22 protein-coding genes are annotated in these 19,881 nt (G+C 63.5%); 14 read left to right on the forward strand and 8 right to left on the reverse strand.

Features of this window, described 5'->3' with window-relative positions:
• Nucleotides 1-2: 2 nt before the first annotated feature.
• From rpmF to mrf, 3 genes are read right to left on the reverse strand one after another with little or no spacing between them, the layout of a single operon-like run.
• On the reverse strand, nt 3-176 hold the full coding sequence (gene rpmF, locus ACKAMS_RS31025; protein ID WP_007727540.1) for a 50S ribosomal protein L32: 174 nt from the start codon (nt 174-176) through the stop codon (nt 3-5).
• Complete coding sequence (locus tag ACKAMS_RS31030; protein WP_003946367.1) at nt 176-430, reverse strand: type B 50S ribosomal protein L31; 255 nt, start codon at nt 428-430, stop codon at nt 176-178. Before ACKAMS_RS31030 ends, rpmF begins: the two co-directional genes overlap by 1 nt.
• The gene (mrf, locus tag ACKAMS_RS31035; protein WP_408989987.1) at nt 427-1,680 is read right to left on the reverse strand and encodes a ribosome hibernation factor-recruiting GTPase MRF; all 1,254 of its coding nucleotides are present in this window, start codon (nt 1,678-1,680) and stop codon (nt 427-429) included. Before mrf ends, ACKAMS_RS31030 begins: the two co-directional genes overlap by 4 nt.
• A 104-nt stretch (nt 1,681-1,784) precedes the next feature.
• Between mrf and rpmB the strand changes: the two genes are divergently transcribed.
• The 7 genes from rpmB to ACKAMS_RS31070 all read left to right on the forward strand — a co-directional run bounded on the left by rpmB (nt 1,785) and on the right by ACKAMS_RS31070 (nt 5,828).
• On the forward strand, nt 1,785-2,021 hold the full coding sequence (rpmB, locus tag ACKAMS_RS31040; RefSeq protein WP_020908631.1) for a 50S ribosomal protein L28: 237 nt from the start codon (nt 1,785-1,787) through the stop codon (nt 2,019-2,021).
• A gap of 4 nt (nt 2,022-2,025) precedes the next feature.
• Nucleotides 2,026-2,190: a 50S ribosomal protein L33 gene (gene rpmG, locus ACKAMS_RS31045; protein WP_019744734.1), complete on the forward strand. Its 165-nt coding sequence runs from the start codon at nt 2,026-2,028 to the stop codon at nt 2,188-2,190.
• Nucleotides 2,191-2,192: 2 nt separating this feature from the next.
• The gene (rpsN, locus tag ACKAMS_RS31050; RefSeq protein WP_019744735.1) at nt 2,193-2,498 is read left to right on the forward strand and encodes a 30S ribosomal protein S14; all 306 of its coding nucleotides are present in this window, start codon (nt 2,193-2,195) and stop codon (nt 2,496-2,498) included.
• Between the two features lie 9 nt (nt 2,499-2,507).
• Entirely contained in the window at nt 2,508-2,765 is a 258-nt protein-coding gene (gene rpsR, locus ACKAMS_RS31055) for a 30S ribosomal protein S18 (RefSeq protein ID WP_003946414.1), read from the forward strand.
• A 129-nt stretch (nt 2,766-2,894) separates the two neighbouring features.
• Complete coding sequence (locus ACKAMS_RS31060) at nt 2,895-3,830, forward strand: AEC family transporter (protein WP_019744736.1); 936 nt, start codon at nt 2,895-2,897, stop codon at nt 3,828-3,830.
• Between the two features lie 19 nt (nt 3,831-3,849).
• Nucleotides 3,850-4,314 carry a hypothetical protein gene (locus tag ACKAMS_RS31065; RefSeq protein ID WP_007727550.1) on the forward strand — a complete coding sequence of 155 codons (465 nt, stop codon included), beginning with the start codon at nt 3,850-3,852 and terminating at the stop codon, nt 4,312-4,314.
• 152 nt (nt 4,315-4,466) lie between these two features.
• On the forward strand, nt 4,467-5,828 hold the full coding sequence (locus ACKAMS_RS31070) for an NAD(P)/FAD-dependent oxidoreductase (protein ID WP_020908634.1): 1,362 nt from the start codon (nt 4,467-4,469) through the stop codon (nt 5,826-5,828).
• 36 nt (nt 5,829-5,864) lie between these two features.
• On the opposite strand, the gene ACKAMS_RS31075 is transcribed toward ACKAMS_RS31070, so the two are convergent.
• Nucleotides 5,865-7,382 (reverse strand): PucR family transcriptional regulator, encoded by a 1,518-nt coding sequence (locus ACKAMS_RS31075; protein WP_046378983.1) that lies wholly within the window; start codon nt 7,380-7,382, stop codon nt 5,865-5,867.
• Nucleotides 7,383-7,551: 169 nt separating this feature from the next.
• Between ACKAMS_RS31075 and ACKAMS_RS31080 the strand changes: the two genes are divergently transcribed.
• From ACKAMS_RS31080 to ACKAMS_RS31090, 3 genes are all read left to right on the forward strand, one after another.
• Entirely contained in the window at nt 7,552-8,982 is a 1,431-nt protein-coding gene (locus ACKAMS_RS31080; RefSeq protein ID WP_003946421.1) for a gamma-aminobutyraldehyde dehydrogenase, read from the forward strand.
• 90 nt (nt 8,983-9,072) lie between these two features.
• The gene (locus tag ACKAMS_RS31085) at nt 9,073-9,972 is read left to right on the forward strand and encodes a universal stress protein (RefSeq protein ID WP_020970346.1); all 900 of its coding nucleotides are present in this window, start codon (nt 9,073-9,075) and stop codon (nt 9,970-9,972) included.
• Nucleotides 9,969-11,495 carry an APC family permease gene (locus ACKAMS_RS31090; RefSeq protein ID WP_007727566.1) on the forward strand — a complete coding sequence of 509 codons (1,527 nt, stop codon included), beginning with the start codon at nt 9,969-9,971 and terminating at the stop codon, nt 11,493-11,495. The genes ACKAMS_RS31085 and ACKAMS_RS31090 overlap by 4 nt, the downstream gene beginning before the upstream one ends.
• Here the strand turns inward: ACKAMS_RS31090 and ACKAMS_RS31095 are convergent.
• Nucleotides 11,492-12,109 carry a TetR/AcrR family transcriptional regulator C-terminal domain-containing protein gene (locus ACKAMS_RS31095; protein ID WP_019744741.1) on the reverse strand — a complete coding sequence of 206 codons (618 nt, stop codon included), beginning with the start codon at nt 12,107-12,109 and terminating at the stop codon, nt 11,492-11,494. The two genes, ACKAMS_RS31090 and ACKAMS_RS31095, sit on opposite strands and share 4 nt — an antisense overlap.
• Before the next feature lie 149 nt (nt 12,110-12,258).
• Here ACKAMS_RS31095 and ACKAMS_RS31100 point away from each other — a divergent pair, with 149 nt between their 5' ends.
• A complete protein-coding gene (locus ACKAMS_RS31100) occupies nt 12,259-13,203 on the forward strand; it encodes a nitrilase-related carbon-nitrogen hydrolase (RefSeq protein ID WP_408989988.1) in 945 nt (314 codons plus the stop codon).
• Nucleotides 13,200-14,225, forward strand: a complete 1,026-nt coding sequence (locus ACKAMS_RS31105; RefSeq protein WP_070385515.1) for an agmatine/peptidylarginine deiminase — start codon at nt 13,200-13,202, stop codon at nt 14,223-14,225. The genes ACKAMS_RS31100 and ACKAMS_RS31105 overlap by 4 nt, the downstream gene beginning before the upstream one ends.
• 11 nt (nt 14,226-14,236) lie before the next feature.
• On the opposite strand, the gene ACKAMS_RS31110 is transcribed toward ACKAMS_RS31105, so the two are convergent.
• From ACKAMS_RS31110 to ACKAMS_RS31120, 3 genes are read right to left on the reverse strand one after another with little or no spacing between them, the layout of a single operon-like run.
• Entirely contained in the window at nt 14,237-16,174 is a 1,938-nt protein-coding gene (locus ACKAMS_RS31110) for a VWA domain-containing protein (RefSeq protein ID WP_021345164.1), read from the reverse strand.
• Between the two features lie 9 nt (nt 16,175-16,183).
• Nucleotides 16,184-17,560 carry an ATP-binding protein gene (locus tag ACKAMS_RS31115; protein WP_020908640.1) on the reverse strand — a complete coding sequence of 459 codons (1,377 nt, stop codon included), beginning with the start codon at nt 17,558-17,560 and terminating at the stop codon, nt 16,184-16,186.
• Between the two features lie 54 nt (nt 17,561-17,614).
• The gene (locus ACKAMS_RS31120; protein ID WP_408989989.1) at nt 17,615-18,031 is read right to left on the reverse strand and encodes a VOC family protein; all 417 of its coding nucleotides are present in this window, start codon (nt 18,029-18,031) and stop codon (nt 17,615-17,617) included.
• Nucleotides 18,032-18,116: 85 nt separating this feature from the next.
• On the opposite strand from ACKAMS_RS31120, the gene ACKAMS_RS31125 reads away from it, so the two are divergent.
• Nucleotides 18,117-18,689, forward strand: a complete 573-nt coding sequence (locus ACKAMS_RS31125) for a DUF4126 domain-containing protein (RefSeq protein WP_007727593.1) — start codon at nt 18,117-18,119, stop codon at nt 18,687-18,689.
• 27 nt (nt 18,690-18,716) lie between these two features.
• A complete protein-coding gene (locus ACKAMS_RS31130) occupies nt 18,717-19,688 on the forward strand; it encodes an alpha/beta hydrolase family protein (protein WP_408989990.1) in 972 nt (323 codons plus the stop codon).
• The last annotated feature ends 193 nt before the right edge of the window (nt 19,689-19,881 follow it).

Genomic DNA, 19,881 nt, shown 5'->3' on the forward strand with positions numbered 1-19,881 from the left:
GGTCAGATGCGGCTCGGGTCGATCACCCCGAGTCGAACTGCTTTGACCAGTCGCCGAGGAACCCGGTGGGTCTGGCCGAAGGCCGTGACCTCGACCAGATCGGGCGCCGTCGCCTTCCACTGGGCACGGCGACTGCGGGTGTTGGAACGCGACATCTTCCGCTTGGGAACGGCCATCAGAGTGCCTTGCGCTTTCCGTAGCGACGCTCGAACTTCTCGACGCGTCCGGCGGTGTCCATCACTCGTTGTGCTCCGGTCCAGAACGGGTGCGAGTCGCTCGTGACGTCGACGACCAACAGCGGGTATGTGCCGCCGTCTTCCCATTCGACGGTGCGCTCACTCGTCACGGTCGACCGGGTCAGGAAGCTCTTGCCGGTGCTGGCGTCCTGGAACACCACGGGGTGGTAGTCGGGGTGCATCTGCTTCTTCATTCGTTTCCCTCTCGCGTTGATTCGGTTTCGGCATAGGGTGATTCGGATTCGTCGCACGGGTCTTCGTGGAACTCTCCGAACGGGTCTTCCCAGGTGGTCCACGACGCTTCGTCGGCCAACTCCTCGTCGGTGACCAGGGCGTGCTGCAGTGTTCGGTCGATCTCGAGCGGGTTCGCACCGCACGTCAGAACGACCATCGAGGTGTCACGGTCGCCGAAACGCTCGTCCCATTTCAGGGCCGCGAGCGCACGGCGCTCGGCTGGAACGCGCTCGCGTTGCTGCGGCGTCATCGCGGCCAGCCAGGTGTCCGCGCTGGCAACTCGCAGGCCACCGCCCGCCGATTCGAGCCAGAGCGCTTCGCCCGGTTGAGTCGCCACCCAGACGCGCCCGCGGGAATAGACGACACCTTCGAGCAGGACGTCGATCGCCTCGTGCAGCCGCCCGGGGTGGAACGGCCGGTTCGCAGTGAACTCGACGAGCATCACGCCGCCGTCGTCGTCGAGCGGCGGCTGACGACGCAACAGCGGTGAGTGAGCGTCGGCCAGCTCACCGCGTCGCGCATCCGCAGGCACCGCGAGGAGCAGTGCCTCGATGTCGTCTCCCTCATCGAAGACGGGTACCCGCGGAGCAATGCGCGCGAGAACCGCGTTCAAGCGGGACCGCTGCCAGCCGTCGAGTCCATCGGACCCGCGCAGTACGAGAGCGTCGGCGAAGTCGACCTGCCCGACGACGACCTGAGCCAGGGTGCGGTCGTCGTCGAGGGCTTCGTCGCCGGTGGCGTCGGCAAGCCAGGTCTGGGCGTCGATGCACGTCACGACGGCGTCGACGCGGCAGTCACGCTGCGCTGGTCCGTCCACTTGGCCGACGACGCCGGTCACGACGACATGCTCGATCGCCCAGCACAGCGCTTCGGGTTCGAGTTGGCGGTCAAGCAGCAAGACGATCCGCTGGACCGAACTGTGCGAGTGAAGGCGACGCAGCAGCGGTAGCAAGTCTTCGCGCAGAGTGCAGGAGACGCAGCCGTGCGCGAGCTCGAGGATCGTCTCGCGTTCGGACACCGTGCCGGCAGACCCGGTGCCCCCGGTCATCGAGGTGACCGTCCGCCGGACCACCCCTTCACGGACGTGGCTCAGGTCGTGGTGAACCAGAACAGTTCCGGTTCGCAACAACGCTCGTGCGGTGTGTGGAGTGGATTCGCTCATGCCGGCGACCAGGACCAGCGGAGTCCTGCCGTCCAGGATCGTGTTCACAGCGGGCCTTTCTGGGAATGATTGTCATTACCGAGGTTGAACGCTACATTGATCTCACCGCATTGTCGAAAACGATTGTCATCTGCAAGTTGAAAGGAACACCCATGTCGGCTCACTGCCAAGTGACCGGACGTGTGCCGGGGTTCGGAAAATCCGTCTCGCACTCCCACAAGCGTTCGAATCGTCGCTGGAACCCGAACATCCAGCGCAAGACATACGTATTGCCCAGCGAGGGTCGTCGCATCACGCTCACCCTCTCGACCAAGGGCATCAAGACTATCGACCGCGACGGCATCGAATCCGTCGTCGCCCGGATCCGCGCGCGCGGCGAGAAGGTCTGAGCAGATGGCACGCAACGAGATCCGCCCGATCGTGAAACTCAAGTCCACGGCGGGCACCGGGTACACGTACGTGACCCGCAAGAACCGTCGCAACGACCCCGATCGACTCGTACTGAAGAAGTACGACCCCGTGGTGCGCAAGCACGTCGATTTCCGAGAAGAGAAGTAGGCATGGCCAAGAAGTCCAAGATCGCCAAGAACAACCAGCGACGGGTCATCGTCGAGCGATACGCGGAGCAGCGATCGGCGCTCAAGGAGGCAATCCGCTCCCCGAAAAGCTCACCCGAGGAGCGCGCGAAGGCCCAAGCGACCCTGCAACGTCTACCACGCGACGCCAGTCCGGTACGATTGCGCAATCGAGACGCTGCGGATGGACGTCCGCGCGGCCACCTGCGGAAGTTCGGGCTCTCCCGGATTCGCGTGCGAGAAATGGCGCACCGTGGGGAACTGCCTGGCGTACACAAGTCGAGCTGGTAAGGAAGTCGGATGGCAGTCAAGCGTTCACCGTCGAAGAAGCCACGCCCCGTAGAGGGTCGTAAGCCCAAGAAGAACCCGTTGTTCGCAGCGAAGATCACGCATGTCGATTACAAGGACATCAACTTGCTTCGCACGTTCATCTCGGACCGCGGCAAGATCCGCAGCCGTCGCGTCACGGGCCTGACCCCGCAGCAGCAGCGTCAGGTCGCCGTTGCAGTGAAGAACGCACGCGAAATGGCGTTGCTCCCCTTCACCGCCGCACGGTAGTCATACGTGCTCGGTAGTCACACGTAGAAGTACCGAAGAGGCCGCGTAGTCACTCGACTGCGCGGCCTTTTTGTTGCCCGGACTAAGATTTCCCGAAGTTATTCATTCCAGTCGAGAGGTGCCCGCAGCGTGTCGGGAGTTGTTGCGGGTTTCACCGTCATTTTTGTTGTCATCGCGGTCGGGTATCTGCTCGGCCGTCTCGGCACCCTCGGTAGCCAAGGACAGTTCGTTCTCGGTCGACTCGTCTTCTTCGTCGCGACGCCTGCCCTGCTGTTCACCACCCTCGCGTCGTCCGATCTGTCGGTGATCTTCTCCCCGACGCTCGCGGTCGCGTCGGCTACTGCCTTTGCCGTCGGCGCTCTGTACGTCGTCGTTGCAAAGATCTGGCTCAACCGGCCGCTGCCCGAACTGACTATCGGCGCGCTGTCGGCGTCGTACGTGAATTCGGCCAACCTCGGGATCCCGATCGCGGTGTTCGTGCTCGGCGATGCCACGTTCGTCGCGCCGCTCCTGCTCTTCCAGATCGTCGTGTACTCCCCGATCGCCTTGACGATCCTCGATCTCACGGCATTGCGGGGCGAAGCCGAAAAACTGTCACTGATCGACACTGTCACCGCTCCGTTCAAGAATCCGATCGTGCTCGCGGGCGCTGCGGGGTTGATCGTGGCGTTGATCGGTTGGGTACCGCCGAGACCCTTGATGCAGCCTTTCGAATTGATCGGCGCCACGTCGGTCCCCGGCGCACTGCTGGCATTCGGGCTCTCGTTGTACGGCGTACGAGTGCTCGAGAAGGGCTCCAGTCCGCGCCGCGACGTCGCGCTTGCCTCGACCCTCAAGATCGTCGTCCAACCAGTGCTGGCTTACCTGATGGCGCACTTCCTCCTCGGCATCGACGGCCATCAGTTGTTCGCCATCGTGGTCGTCTCGACGTTGCCGACGGCACAGAACGTCTTCATCTATGCAAGCCGATATCGGCGCGGAATGGTCCTCGCCCGAGACAGCGCCTTTGTCACCACTTTGGCGTCGATACCGGCGATTGCGCTGGTCACGGCGCTACTCGCTTGAGCAGGGTTACGGTGGATTCATGCGTGTACTAACCCTCGCCGTTCTGGCCTGCCTTGCTGTGGCCGGATGCTCCGTCGGGGCCCAGACAACGGGGCCGGTTGCTGCGCCGAATCCGATGGCGGCCAACGAAGCAAGTCCCGCCGACTGGTCGCTCGGAACCCCCGTTCCCGACGAGGTCGACGACAGCGAGATGGGCACGGAGTTCGACAGCCGCACCGACATCGTGGGTGCGACGGCCACCATGTTCGAATCGTGGTCCGAGGTCGACGATCACACGGTGGCAGTCCACTTCGTGACCGGCACTCCGGAGTGCTACGGCGCGTACGCAACCGTCGAAGAGACTGATACGACGGTGATCGTCACGCTCCGAACCGGAGCATTGCCGGAGGCCGCGGACAAGATGTGCATCTTGGTTGCCGTGTTCGGCAGCCTGGACGTTCCGCTGAGCCGACCGCTCGGCGATCGCCACGTCATCAACGGCTAGCCGCGCCTAAACGGCACAAGATCAACGATCGAACACTCCGTTTCGTCAGGTGTGGTGTGCGTCTCCTCGGGACAGACTGAAAACCGACACCCGTGCACTCGCTCGTCGGCAGCTTTCGACTCGAGCGGTGCTCAACATGAAGGAGCTCGCAAGTGCCTACTCTCCAGAGAGACGTTGCAATCGTCGGCGCCGGCCCCTCTGGCCTGGCAGCTGCAACCGCGCTGCGCAAGGCCGGTTTGACCGTCGCTGTGATCGAAGCGCGCGACCGCGTCGGCGGCCGCACGTGGACCGACACCATCGACGGAGCAGTTCTGGAAATCGGCGGCCAGTGGGTCTCCCCCGACCAGACCGCGCTGATCTCCTTGCTCGACGAACTCGGCCTGAAAACTTTCGAGCGCTACCGAGAGGGCGAGTCCGTCTACATCTCGTCGGCAGGTGAGCGGACGCAGTACACGGGTGATTCCTTCCCCACGAACGACACCACGAAGAAGGAGATGGACCGTCTCATCGACGAGATGGACGATCTCGCAGCACAGATCGGCGCCGAGGAACCGTGGGCACATCCCCTCGCCCGCGATCTCGACACAGTCTCCTTCAAGCAGTGGCTGATCAATCAGTCCGACGACGCCGAGGCACGTGACAACATCGGCCTCTTCATCGCCGGTGGCATGCTCACCAAGCCCGCCCACTCGTTCTCTGCCCTGCAGGCCGTACTCATGGCCGCTTCGGCAGGCTCGTTCTCCCACCTCGTCGACGAGGACTTCATCCTCGACAAGCGAGTGATCGGCGGAATGCAGCAGGTATCGATCCGCATGGCGGAGGCCCTCGGTGACGACGTCTTCCTCAACGCACCCGTGCGAACGGTGAAGTGGAACGAATCCGGTGCAACGGTGTTGGCGGACGGCGATGTTCGCGTCGAGGCAAGCCGAGTGATCCTGGCTGTACCGCCCAACCTCTACTCCCGGATCTCGTACGATCCCCCGCTGCCGCGTCGTCAGCACCAGATGCACCAACACCAGTCCCTCGGCCTCGTCATCAAGGTGCACGCGGTGTACGAGACGCCTTTCTGGCGCGAAGCCGGCCTCTCCGGCACCGGCTTCGGCGCGTCCGAGGTAGTGCAGGAGGTGTACGACAACACCAACCACGAGGACGATCGCGGCACACTGGTCGCTTTCGTCTCCGACGAGAAGGCCGACGCGATGTTCGAGCTTTCCGTCGAGGAGCGTAAGGCCACGATTCTGGCCTCACTTGCCCGCTATCTGGGCCCGAAGGCCGAAGAACCGGTTGTGTACTACGAATCCGACTGGGGCTCGGAGGAATGGACCCGCGGTGCGTACGCGGCCAGCTTCGACCTCGGTGGCCTGCACCGATACGGCGCGGATTCCCGCACACCCGTCGGCCCGATCCACTTCTCGTGCTCCGACATCGCGGCCGAGGGGTACCAGCACGTCGACGGTGCTGTCCGGATGGGGCAGCGAACCGCCGCCGACATCATCGCCCGCAGCAAGGCCTGACGGCCGCTTTGCCAAGTCTCGATCATTGCCCGGCAGTCACGACTGCCGGGCAATGATCGAGAGCAGCAGTTCCGCACGAACTCTCGCTACCTCGAGTCGACAGTCGATCAAGCTCTCCACCTTCGCCATTCGGCTTCGCAGCGTGTGCCGGTGGACGCCCATCGTGATGGCTGCCGCTTCCCAGTGCCCGTTGGCCTCGAGGAATGCCCGCAGCGACGCCAGCAGTTCGGTGCCGTTGTCACGGTCGTAGTCCTCGATCGGTGTGATCATCGTTTCCGCCAGCGTGTTGAGTACTTCACGCGTCGAATCGAAAGACAGCAGCACACTTCCGGTCAGCGCCGCGAATTCCAAAGGCTCGCCACCGATTTCCGCCGCAGACGCACACAGCTGGGACTGTTCGACGGCGACCGCCAGCGCTGCGACCACGCGCCGCGCACTCAGGCCCACACGAAGTGAGCGAAGATCCGACCTCGATACCCCGCCCAGTAGCTCTCGGGCGAACTGGACGTCGTCGGTTCCACGCAGCAGCACCGTGACGCGAGTGTCGTTGATTCGCGAGAACAACTGCCGCCCTGCCTTGTTCATGAACTCGGCAATCTCGACTCCGACGCGTCCCGCTACGTCGGACGTGTCGGCAAGAACTGTCAACCCTCGGATCATTCCCTCGCCGTCGGCGGCCTGCCGGATCTGTTGCCACGCCGGTGCCGGGTCGCGGTCTTCGGTGAGCAGCAGCCCGAGGGCGTGCGAATTCAACTGATCCTGAGTGGCGCGCAAGCGCGCAGGTTTCTCGAAGTCCAACGCCAGCAACGAGTTCGCGTGACCGAGCAGTATCTGATCGACGTAGCTGAGCGCCGAAGCACTGATCACCGCCAGGTATCCGTACGGCGTTCGCCCGACGCTGATCTGCTGCACCGCGATCGACGCTCCAGACCTTGCAAGCGTCACGCTGCTGGATGCGCCGCCCCCGAGAGTTGCTCGCAGTTCGTCGATCACGTCGTCCGTCGGCAGTTGAGGTGAGCTCTCGAGAACTCGTCCGGCGACGTCGAGAAGAAGCACCGTCGCCGAGGTTGCGATCGCCAGTTCACGCACGGTTGCGGCAGTTCCGCCGGAAATGACGGCACGCGTCATCCGCGGTTGCGCCCGCGACGCCCGGAGGACAGCTTCATATTCCTGCTCTGCCAACCGGCTCATCACACGCTTGACGACGGCAGCAAACGGCGTCGGCAGCGGCACCTCGATCAGCGGGAGTCCGATCTCGTCGGCGACGGCCACCAGATCGGCCGGGACCTCGGGGTACGACAGCCCGGTTCCGAATCCCACCGCCGCCACACCCGCCGCATCGAGCATCCGGAGATAGCGGCCGCGCTTTTGCTGAGTGGACGGCAATCGGATGCCGGTGGTGAGGATGAATTCGCCGCCGGTCAACCATCGAAACGGGTCGAGCAGCTCCGTGGCGTGCGCAAATGTGATCTCGCGACCGACACCCTGCGCCCCACCTTTGAGTTCCAGCGCGAGATCCGGCTGCGCCAACATCCACCGCACAGCGATCGTCATGGGCAGGACTGTACAACTCGGCGCGTCGGGGATCAAAGATTTCACCTTTTTGGCAGCTGCCTTTACTTGTGAGTCAGCGCACACTTGCTCACACACGCCCCACAAAGTGCGAGTTCCGTGCTGATCACCTCGGCCGGAACTCGTTCGACCTCGAGAGGAACCGGTACCGATGTCGATCGTCGTACTCGAGAACTACATCAACGGTGAATTCGTCGCCTCGGCCGCGACGGAAACACTCGACCTGATCAACCCCGTGGACGAGAGTGTGGTCGGGCGTACGCCGGTCTCCACCAAGGAAGACGTCGACGCCGCCGTCGAAGCAGCACAGCGCGCATTCGAGACCTGGGGTAAGACGACACCAAGCGTGCGGCAGGCCGCACTCCTCAAACTCGCCGACGCCATCGAAGCGCACAGCGACGAAATCGTCGCAGCCGAAAGCGCCAACACCGGCCAGGCCCACCAGATGATCGCCGACGAAGAGGTCAAGGTCGGAGCCGATCAGATGCGGTTCTTCGCCGGAGCCGCACGACTTCTCGAGGGCAAGGCGGCCGGAGAGTACATGGAGGGTTTCACCTCCTACGTCCGTCGTGAGCCGATCGGCGTAGTCGGCCAGGTCACTCCCTGGAACTACCCGTTCATGATGGCGCTGTGGAAGATCGGGCCCGCCCTCGCGGCCGGCAACACGATCGTCCTCAAGCCCAGCGACACCACACCAGGCAGCACGCTGGTCCTGGCGAAGCTCTCGAAGGGCATCCTGCCGGACGGCGTGTTCAACGTCGTGCTCGGCAACGGCGGAACCGGCGCGACGTTGGTGGAGAACCCGGCCCTCGGTCTCGTCTCGATCACCGGTTCGGTGCGGGCGGGCATCGCTGTCGCCGTGTCCGCAGCGCAGCAACTCAAGCGCGCGCATCTCGAACTGGGCGGCAAAGCGCCGGCGATCGTCTTCGGCGACGTCGACATCGAGAAGACCGCCACCGGCATCGCCGAGGCAGCGTTCTTCAACGGTGGCCAGGATTGCACCGCGGCCACTCGCGTGATCGTTCACGAGTCCATCCACGATCAGCTCGTCGAAGCCCTCGTCCGGAACGCCGAGAAGCTGCGCCCCGGCGCGCCTTCCGATCCTGACGCTTTCTACGGCCCGCTCAACAACATCAACCACTTCAACGCCGTGAGCGACAAGATCGCGAACCTGCCGGCGTCGGCCAAGATCGTTACCGGCGGAAAGCGTTCGGGCGAAACCGGATTCTTCTTCGAGCCGACCGTCATCACCGGCGTCGCGCAATCAGACGACATCGTGCAGGAAGAGACTTTCGGTCCCATCCTCACCGTCCAGAGCTTCTCCGACGAGAAGGAGGCGATCACGCTTGCCAACGACGTTCGGTTCGGCCTGGCCTCGAGCATCTGGACCAAGGATCACGGTGTCACGCAACGCGTCTCCGCCGCTCTCGACTTCGGTGCGGTGTGGATCAACTGCCACATCCCGCTCGTTGCCGAGATGCCGCACGGCGGCTTCAAGTACTCCGGCTACGGCAAAGATCTCTCGGCATACGGAGTCGAGGACTACACCCGTCTCAAGCACGTCATGAGCTCGCACGACTGAGTCGCCGCCCCTCCTGCTGTGCGCCTTTATTAACCCCCCGCGGTTAATAAAGGCGCACAGCAGATTCCTCCAATCCGGAAAAGAGCCACCATGCGCCTTATCGTCGGATACCTCGCCACACCCAGCGGTAAAGACGGGCTGGTCCTCGGGGCCCAGCTCGCGCGCAGTCTCGGCGCGCAACTCGACATCTGCATGGTCCTCCCACCGGATCGGACACTGCCGGCCAAGGTTCCCTCGGAAGCCGGCTACGACGACATTCTCGCCGCACGTGCACACGACTGGCTCGCCGAGGCGAAAGCATCGGTGCCCGAGGACATCCAGGTGGAAGTACACCTGAGCTTCCACGAGTCGTTTGCTCAGGGCCTGCTCGACGAGGTTGACCGACTGAGCGCGCTGGCGATCGTGGTGGGAGCTTCCGGCGACGGTCTGCTCGGCCGTCACGCGATAGGTTCGGTCTCGACCGAACTGCTGCACTCCGCCCACGTCCCGGTAGCACTGGCGCCTCGGGGAACGCGGCATTCGGCGGCTACCGCAATACGAGAGGTCACCTGCGCGCTCGGTACCCGCGTCGGCGCCGACGTCGTCTTGAACACCGCCGTACGTACCAGTGAACTGATGCAGGTTCCGCTGCGACTGGTCTCGCTCGTGGCACTCGACCCCCAGAACGATCTGCGCGATCACCGCGACACCGCCGAGTCCGCCAGGGAGCGTGCACGAAATCACGCTCAGGACACGCTTGACATCGCAAGAGCGGCGCTCCCCGCCGAGTTCCCCATCGAGGTCATCATCGCCGACGGTTCAACAGTGGAATCCGCAGTGCGTCAACTGGACTGGCAGGACGGTGACCTCGTGATGGTCGGTTCCAGCCGTCTCGCGCAGCCCCGCAAACTTTTCCTGGGCTCCACCGCCGCCAAGATGCTGCGCGTGCTGCCCGTTCCCATGGTCGTAGTGCCCAAGCACGAATTCACCCAGCCGGAGGCACTGTCATGACCAGCACCGAACTGAGTTCCAAAGGACTCGCTACCGGCAAGATCGGCATGATCTCCGGCGCCGTACTCGGAATCTCCTCCGTGGCACCGGGTTACACCCTGACCGCCAGTATCGGATTGATCGTCGCCGCGGTCGGCCTCAAGATGCCCGCCATCTTCATCGCCGGCTTCATCCCGATGTTCCTCACCGCGTACGCGTACCGCGAATTGAACTCCGACACACCTGACTGCGGCGCGTCATTCACGTGGTCCACCAAGGCATTCGGGCCGTACGTCGGTTGGATGTGCGGCTGGGGCATGGTCATCGCCACCATCATCGTGCTCTCGAACCTTGCTGCCATTGCCGTCGACTTCTTCTATCTGTTCATCGCGCGGGTGGTCGACAATCCGTCGATCGCCGATCTGCCGGGCAACAAATTTGTCAATGTCGGCACCACACTCGTCTTCATCGCCCTGGCCACGTGGATAGCGAGTAGAGGAATCACTACCAGCGAGCGCGTGCAGTTCGCACTCGTCGGCTTCCAGATGGTGCTGCTGGTCGTCTTCGCCGTCGTTGCACTGGTTCACGTTGGCGCCGGCGATGCCCCGGCCGGCTTGTCCTTCGACCTGAGTTGGTTCAACCCGTTCAGCGGACTCGCCATCGGTGCGTTTGTCATCGGACTCACCGGATCGATCTTCGCGTTCTGGGGCTGGGATACCTGTCTCACGCTGGGCGAGGAGTCGAAGAACCCCAAGAAGACCCCGGGCCGCGCCGGTTTGCTCTGTGTCGCAACCATTCTCCTGACCTACCTGTTGGTCGCCGTTGCCGCGATGATGTACGCCGGCGTCGGCGAGGAAGGCCTCGGTCTCGGCAATCCCGACAACTCCGAGAACGTCTTCGGCGCTCTGGCCGACCCGGTCCTGGGCAACTGGGGCGGAATGCTTCTCTTCCTCGCAGTCTTCGTCTCTTCCGTTGCGAGCCTGCAGACCACGTTCCTGCCCGCCGCACGAACCATGCTCGCCATGGGCGCATACGGAGCTTTCCCCAAGAAGCTCGCCGAGGTCTCGCCTCGATTCCTGGTGCCGTCGTACGCCACCGTCGTGGCCGGCGCGGTAACCGCAGTGTTCTACAGCGTCGTCACGTTCCTCTCCGAAAGTGCGCTGCTCGACACGATCGCCGCCCTCGGCATCATGATCTGCTGGTACTACGGCATCACGGCATTCGCGTGCGTGTGGTACTTCCGCAAGACGCTTTTCGAGAGCGTACGAAACTTCGTCTTCCGGCTCGCGTTCCCACTCATCGGTGGTCTCATGCTGCTTGCGGTGTTCGTCATTTCGGTCCAGGAGAGTATGAATCCGGACAACGCCAGCGGAGCATCCATCGGCGGAATCGGCCTGGTCTTCTTCCTCGGCTTCGGAATTCTCATCCTCGGCGCGGTACTGATGATGGTCATGCGAGTGCGCAATCCCGAGTTCTTCGAGGGCAAGACCCTCAACCGCGACACGGAGGCTCTGCGCGACGAGAACGACCTCAGCGTGTCCTAGGAGACAGTAGGTTCGGGGGCCTGCGCGATCAGGCCCGCCATCAATACGCGCAAGCCGAATTCGAAGGCGGCGTCGGCACGTTCGGGATTTTTCCCGGATGTTGCCAACGCCGCCTTCATCGCGTCGTTGGCCTCGGGCCCCGATGCCCACTGGACATCCGGCGCCGCCAGATCCAACGCCGAACCGAGAACAAAACTGTCGACGGTTGTGATTGCGTGCAGCGTTTGAGCCGGGTCGAAGCCACCATCGGCGAATGCCTGCGCCAACGCGTTGTACAGGGTGAACGCCACACCGGCCTGCACCGTCTGGGCGGTGAAGAGCGGAATCAGGCGAGGATGTGCTGCGTAGCTTCGCCGGTACTCGGCTGCCAGCGCAGAGACGGTCTCGCTCCAGGATCCCGAGGCCGACTCCACGTCGATTCCCGCCATCAGCTGAGCCCTCATCAGTTCGACGATCTCGGCCCGTCCGGAAACGTGGTTGTAGAGCGACGACGGTCGCACCTTCAGTCGTGCGGCGAGTCCCGGCATGGTGAAGTCGCCGGATTCGTCCACCGACTCGATCGCTGCCTCGGTGATGATCGCTGGTGAGAGCAGTCGTTGCGATGGCCGCGGCATATGTCCTCCTGTAGTGATCCACACCGTTCGGGGCGCCGCAAAAAACAATTCCTCGAAAGTCCTTGATCAATCAGCGCTCACCCACCATACTTAACGAATCACATTCGTTTTACGTTGAACGTCGAATACCCGAGCACCGAGGAAACCCCATGCTGACGATCACCGCCCTCACCCCACCCGAGTCTCTGGCCGCGACTACGCCGTCCACGTCCACACCTCTGCGTGTAGGTCTCGTGCAACATCGCTGGCACGAGGACCAAGACGACCTCTACACCGAATTGAGCGAGGGCATTGCGTCCGCAGCGAAGCTGGGCGCTTCCGTGGTCTTTCTTCCGGAGCTGACGCTCAGCCGCTACCCCGCCTCCACCCCGGCCGGCGACAATCCCGGACGCGAAGCGGAAGACCTGCTCACCGGACCCACTCTCGCCTTCGCCGCCAAAGCCGCCGCCGCGAACCAGGTCCTCGTCCACGCATCGCTGTACGAGCGCAGTGAGGCCGAGGACGGACTGGGATTCAACACCGCGATCCTCGTCTCGCCCGAAGAGCTTCTCGCCAGAACCCGCAAGCTCCACATTCCGGTGACGGCCGGATACTACGAGGACACGTACTTCCGCGGCGGTCCGGCGCAGGACGCATACCCCGTCCACGAAGCACTCGGCGCGAAGTTCGGCCTCCCGACATGCTGGGACGAGTGGTTCCCGGAGGTCGCACGTGCATACTCCCTCGCCGGCGCCCAGGTTCTGGTGTACCCGACGGCGATCGGCTCCGAGCCCGATCACCCGAACTTCGACACCCAACCGCTGTGGCAGCAGGTGATCGTCGGAAACGGTATCGCCAACGGCACCTTCATGGTTGTTCCCAATCGCCACGGCAGTGAAGGTCTCATCACCTTCTACGGTTCTTCCTTCATCTCGGATCCGTACGGACGCATCCTCGTTCAGGCTCCCCGCGACGAATCAGCAGTGCTGGTCGCCGATCTCGATCTTCGGCAACGTGAAGACTGGCTTGCACTGTTCCCGTTCCTGGCCACTCGCCGACCCGACACCTACTCGGCTCTGACCGCACCGGTGAACACTGTGGGAGCCAACCGATGACCTGGCGAATGCCCGCGGAAAGTGAACCGCACGAACGCACCTGGATGGCGTACCCCAGCGCCGGATACTCCCTCGGCGACACCGCCGAGGAACAGCACGAAGCGCGCTCGACGTGGGCGGCCGTCGCCCACGCCGTCGCCGAATTCGAGCCGGTCACCGTCGTCGTCGATCCCGCCGAAGTCGAAGAAGCACGAAAGTATCTGTCCGAGAAGGTCGACATCGTCGAGGCACCTCTCAACGACGCGTGGATGCGCGACATCGGGCCGACGTTCGTCCTGTCCGACGAAGGCCGTCTCGGCGGAGTCGACTGGGTGTTCAACGGCTGGGGCGCACAGGAGTGGGCGCAGTGGGACAAGGACTCGAAGATCGGCGCATTTGTCGTCGAACAATCCGGTGCCCAGTTGATCGACTCACCAATCGTCAACGAGGGCGGCGGTATTCAGGTCGACGGTCTCGGCACCGTCTTGGTCACCGAAACCGTCCAACTCGATCCGGGACGAAACCCCGACCTGACGAAGGCCGACATCGAGGCCGAACTCGCCCGCACCATCGGCGCCAAGCACGTGATCTGGCTTCCCCGCGGGTTGACTCGCGATCAGGAGACGTACGGAACGCGCGGACACGTCGACATCGTCGCTGCCATCTCTTCCCCCGGAGTGGTACTCGTCCATGACCAACGCAATCCGGTGCACCCCGACTACGCCGTCAGCAAGACGATCATCGAGTTGTTCGAAAGCTCGACGGACGTCGGCGGCCGACCGTGGAAGGTAATTCGGGTGCCTGCACCCGAAATCCTGCGCGACGACGAGGGATTCGTCGACTACAGCTACATCAACCATCTCGTGGTCAACCGTGGAGTGATCGCCTGCAGCTTCGACGATCCGGCCGACGCCGAAGCGGCCCGGATCCTGTCAGCCGCTTACCCCGGACGCACTGTCGTCACCGTCGATGCCAGACCGCTGTTCGAACGTGGCGGCGGTATCCACTGCATCACCCAGCACCAGCCCGCTGAACAAGACTGACGGCGGCAGAATTAGCGGCGACCTCGCATGTAGTCACTCACGACGGCTGCGCCGAGGCCGTCCAGGTCCGGCGCGATGACGCGTCCACCCACCCGGTGCGCCATCCGGTCGACCACCCTGGCCAGACCTGGATCCTCACCGAGGCGGAAGAACGTGACCTTGGCGCCCAGCCTGGCCACGGCGTCGAGTGCTCGAACCGTCAAACCGAGGGTTCGCGCACTCGGCGGGTAGTCGAACCTGGCTTCTCCGTCCGCTTCGAGATGAGCCGTCGGCTCACCGTCCGTGACGATCAATACCACCGGCTGCGCATTGGAATGGCGTCGAAGGTGTCTGGCCGCCAACAACAGTGCGTGGTGCAGGTTGGTTCCCTGGTCCCACGCGCCGTCCAAACCGGCGAGCTCCGACGGGCTCAGTACGTGCGCGTGGCGTCCGAAGGCGATCAACTGCAGCTCGTCGCTGCGAAACCGCGTGCTCACCAGATGATTGAGTGCCAGAGCGGTGCGCTTCATCGGCACCCAGCGATCCTCCATCACCATCGAGAACGACGTGTCCACCAACAGAGCCACCGCAGCCTGACTACGCTGCTCGGTTTCGGCCACCTCGACATCGACGACGCTCAGCCGCACCGGCATTCGGCCAGGGTCACGTAGGACGGCGTTGGTGATGGTTCTCGTGACGTCCCAGGGTTCGGTGTCCCCGAACTCCCATTCGCGGGAAGCTCCGGTCGGTTCGCCCATCGCACCTGCCCGACGCGTATCGCGTTGACCGGTTCGCGACGACAGTTGCCCGGCGACGTCACGCAGAGCGGTCTGTCCGAGCTGTCGCATGGCTTTGGGCGACAAGCGCCATTGACCGTCTGGTGCGCGATCGAAGAAACCCTGTTCCTGCAAAGCCTTTTCGAGATCGGCCAGGGTGCGAGCATCAGCGGCGGCTTCGTCGCCGAGTTGCCGCGCGAGTAGCTCGGGGTCGATGTCGTCGAGCGCTGCGCCGGCATACTGCTGCGACAGTTGATCTGCCAGCGATTCCAGCTCGGCGATGTCCTGCAGGGCACCGGTCCCCTCACCCAACCCCATTCCGTTGTCGCCGCGGAACTGTTGCGAACCTTCCCAGTCCTCACCCGGCCGAGCCGCCTGAAGGAACTGGTCGAGTTGACTCAGCTCACTCATCAGGCTCGGATCACCGAACGCCTGCTGCGCCAACGCATCCAACTCGTCACGCTGCTCCTGCGAGAGCGAGTTACGCAATCGTTGTGCGGCCGCCGCGCGCTGCGCCAACGAATCCAGAAGTTCGTCGACGTTGCGCGGGTTGTCCGGGAAATACTGCCCGTGCTTGTCCATGAACTCCGCAAACTGCTCCGGAGTGTCGACGCCCCGAGAGTGCGCATCGAGCAGTTGATTCAGATCTGCCAGCATCTGGCGAATCTGCTCACGATCCTCGTCGGTAGCGCCCTCGAGTGCCTGCTTCATTCCCGAGAAGCGTTGATCGAGGACCTCACGTCCGAGCAGATCACGAATCTTCTCGTAATCCGCGCGAGCCTGTTCGCTGCGCCAGTTGTAGTCGGCCAGATCTTGCACGGCCTGAGCTGTCGACGGTGGCAACTCCTCGATACGCATTTCATTGAATCGTGCGTCGTCGTCGAGAGCACGTGCCAGTTCTTTGCGCTCTTCGAGCACCGCCTTGTCGAGAAGCTTACGAACCTCGTCGAGCGTTCCGTCGAGATTGTTGCGGCGTAGCAACTCACGTCGACGCCGGTTCGCCTGGGCAGCAAGGTCGTCGAGCCCGCGCATGTCTCGGTTTCCGCGGCGCAGGAGTTCGCGGAGGGCATGGCGCGGCGACGTGCCTGACAACACGTCGTCGCCGATTGCTGCCAAGGCATCGCGCAGATCTACCGGAGGCGCCAGCGGATCGGGACCACCGTCGTACGGCCCGTACCGCGGATTGTGGATCATCACTGCCCCTTACGAATACACCGAGCGGCCGCCCGGGCCTTGATCTTTGGAGATCCGGCGCGCGAGGTAAAGCCCTTCGAGGGCAAGTTCGGCACCGGCGGCACGCTCGCCGTCGGATTGCGCGCCGAGGCGTTCGGCTACTTCGTCCAGGACCTCGAGGTCCGGAAGCTCGTCGAGAAATGCCTTGGCCGTGACAGATTCACCGGTGACGATCGTATTGCCCGTCTCCACAGCAGCAACCAACATCCCGAGGTCGATTCCGCCGAGTCGTACCCGAACCGTATCGGCGGTCGCGCGACGCAGCAGGTGCTCGAGCACCTCCAGTTCCCGTCCCTCTTCACCGGATTCGAACTCGACCTTGCCGCGAAGAACCTCGACCACGGACTCGAGATCGACGGGCCGTGCAACAGGATCGGCCTCGCCGAGCACCGCCGCGCGTCGTACCGCCGCTGCACTGACGGTTTCCGCGCCGGCGACGGCAAATCGTGCCGACACACCCGATCGCTGATCCACCGAGGTGGATTCGCGTAGCAAGCGCGTGAACCTGGCAAGAATTTCGAGAAGGTAGTCAGGCACCTCCGCGGCCAGGTGCGCCTCCTGCTCGATCACCGCGATCTCGCCCGCCAACTCGACGGGGTAGTGAGTGCGGATTTCGGCGCCGAAGCGGTCCTTGAGCGGTGTGATGATGCGCCCGCGGTTGGTGTAGTCCTCAGGATTTGCGCTCGCGACCAGAAGGACGTCCAACGGAAGCCGAAGCGTGTACCCGCGGACCTGGATGTCCCGCTCTTCCATCACGTTGAGCAACGAGACCTGGATGCGCTCGGCGAGGTCGGGAAGCTCGTTGATCGCCACGATTCCGCGATGCGCGCGGGGCACGAGACCGAAGTGAATGGTCTCCGGATCGCCGAGGCTCCTACCCTCGGCCACCTTGACCGGGTCGACATCTCCGATCAGGTCGGCGACCGAGGTGTCCGGCGTTGCCAGTTTCTCGGAGTACCGCTCGCTGCGGTGTCGCCAGGCGATCGGGAGGTCGTCACCCAGTTCCTTGGCTCGACGTATCGAAGCCGGTGTGATCGGCTCGTACGGGTGCTCCCCCAGTTCCGAGCCTTCGATGACGGGGGTCCACTCGTCGAGCAGGAGCCCGAGAGTGCGAAGCAACCTCGTCTTTCCTTGACCGCGTTCGCCGAGCAGAACCACGTCGTGGCCGGCGATCAGCGCCCGCTCGAGTTGCGGGGCGACCGTGTCCTCGAACCCGACTATCCCGGGCCAGGGGTCACGGCCGTCCCGCAACGCGGCGAGAAGGTTCTCTCGTAGTTCTTCCTTGACACTTCGCTGTACGTGTCCGGAGGCGCGTAGCTCTCCGAGGGTTTTTGCGACAGTCACCACTCCACGCTACGAGTGTTTGCGGGGTTTCGCCTCTCGCCGAGGAAGTTCGGTCGCTCAGCCCTCGATGTTCTCGGGATTCATCCAGATGATTTCCCAGATGTGGCCGTCGGGATCCTGGAAGCTGCGGCTGTACATGAAGCCGTGATCCTGCGTCGCGTTACCTTCGGAACCGCCGGTCGCGAGCGCCTTGTCGACGAGGGCGTCGACGGCCTCACGGGTCTCGGCCGAGAGACCGAGCAGCGCTTCCGTCGACGTCGAGGTGTCGGCGATGCCCTTGGTGGTGAAGGTCTTGAAGAAGGGCTCGGCCAACAGCATCACGACGATGGTGTCACTGATGACCATCGACGACGCATTCTCGTCGGAGAACTGCGTGTTCTTGGAGTATCCGAGGCCCTCGTAGAAGGTGGTGGCCTTGCCGAGGTCCTTGACGGGCAGGTTGAGGAAGAACATCGGCTGCGAGTTTGTCGCCATGAAAGGTCCTTTCCGAGACTTTGCTGTGCGCCTTTATTAACCGCCGGCGGTTAATAAAGGCGCACAGTAGACCTAAACTCCACCCATGGATACCTGGGTGTTGCCCGCCATGCTCGGTCTCGGACTCGCCGCAGCGTCCGGAATGCGAACCTTCCTGCCGCTGCTGATGCTCAGCGCTGCCGTCCACTTCGAACTGTTCGGGATCACCGTCGGCGAGTCGATGCGGTGGATCGGATCCACCGGCGCGCTGGTGGCATTGGCAATAGCCGCTGTGGTCGAACTGGGTGCCGACCTCATTCCCTTCGTGGACAACGCACTCTCGGTGATCGGGAACGTCACCGGACCCATCGCCGGAGTGATCGCGGCCTGGGCGGCCTTCAGCCATCTCGACCCTGCGATGGCCGCGTTGGCGGGCATCATCGTCGGAGCACCGACGGCGCTGACGTTCAGCGCCGCCCAGACCGGCACTCGCGCGGTCAGTACGGCCACTACCGGTGGACTGGCGAATCCCGTCGTCTCCGTCATCGAGGATGTGCTGACTTTCTTCACCTCCTTGATCGCGATGATCTTGCCGCTCCTGATCATTCCGCTGCTCGCCGCACTCTTGTGGTTCAGCTGGCGCGGATGGCGACGTGTCCGGAGTCTGCGCACCGCCTGAACCTGTGGACCTGGTAGACAAGTCGTCATGTCCGACACCGAGATCTCGTTCCAATCCGGCGACGTCACCCTGTACGGGAGTCTTCGCCTGGCAGCCTCACCCGACTCCCCGGCGCCTGCCGCGCTGATTCTGGCCGGCAGTGGCCCCACCGATCGCAACGGCGACAGCGCACTCCTCGAAGGCGACATCGGAACTCTGCGGTTCATCGCGGATCTTCTTGAAAATCAAGGCATTTCAAGCCTGCGTTACGACAAGCTCGGCAGCGGCGAAACCGCCCTCGGCGACTACGAGATCGAGGACATCGCCGATCTCGGCTTCAACACATTCGTCGACGCCGCCTCCGACGGACTTGACTACCTCGCCGGACAACCCGGCGTCGATCCCGAGCGCTTGTTCGTCGTCGGACACAGCGACGGCGCCGTCGTCGCGCTGGCACTTGCCACGGCGAAAGAGGGCACAAGAGTCAGCGCCCTCGCACTGCTCGAGCCACTGAGTGTCCGGCTTCTCGATCTACTCACGACGCAGATTCACCGCCAGCTCGACGCCGTCGTCGGCACCGGACAGTTGCCGGTCGAACTGGCTGACGAACTGCGCGTAGCGCTCGCCGACGCCGTCGAGTCTCTTCGGACCGAGGGCACGGTTCCGGATGATCTACCCGAACCGCTGCAGAACGCGGGACTCGTTCACGCCAATGCCAAGGCACTCGCCGAGGAAGACGCACTGGACCCGGTTGCGCTCGTAGCGGCGCTGCCGGCAGGCATGCCCGTTCTCACCAGCTGCTCGGACAAGGACATCCAAGTAATTCCCTCCGACGTCGCGGCACTCGACGCCGCGCTCTCACATACCGCGCTGACTTCAGTGCGGATGCGCAACGCCAACTTCGTACTCAAGGACATCGGCGAAGAACAGTCCACCGGGGCCGACTACGTCGCGCCGCTTCCGTACTCGGCAGAGTTCTCGGAGCCCTTCACAGCGTGGGTCCGCTCGTTCTCCAAATGACGTACAGACCGAACGTCCTCTTTTTCGGGTAGAAAGTTCCCTCCGCGAACCATCGCGGAGGGATTTCTGCTTTCTACGCCTGACCTGCAACAAAGGCTCTCTCAATCCAGCGAACCCGGGGACAGAAGTCACCCGGAGTTTACGTTCGCGGCGCTTTTTATTGGTGCGAACCCTCGATCCGTGCTGTACGGTC

It is taken from the genome of Rhodococcus sp. 5A-K4, from assembly GCF_046097995.1.
In the GTDB taxonomy this organism is placed as follows: Bacteria; Actinomycetota; Actinomycetes; order Mycobacteriales; family Mycobacteriaceae; genus Rhodococcus_F; species Rhodococcus_F erythropolis.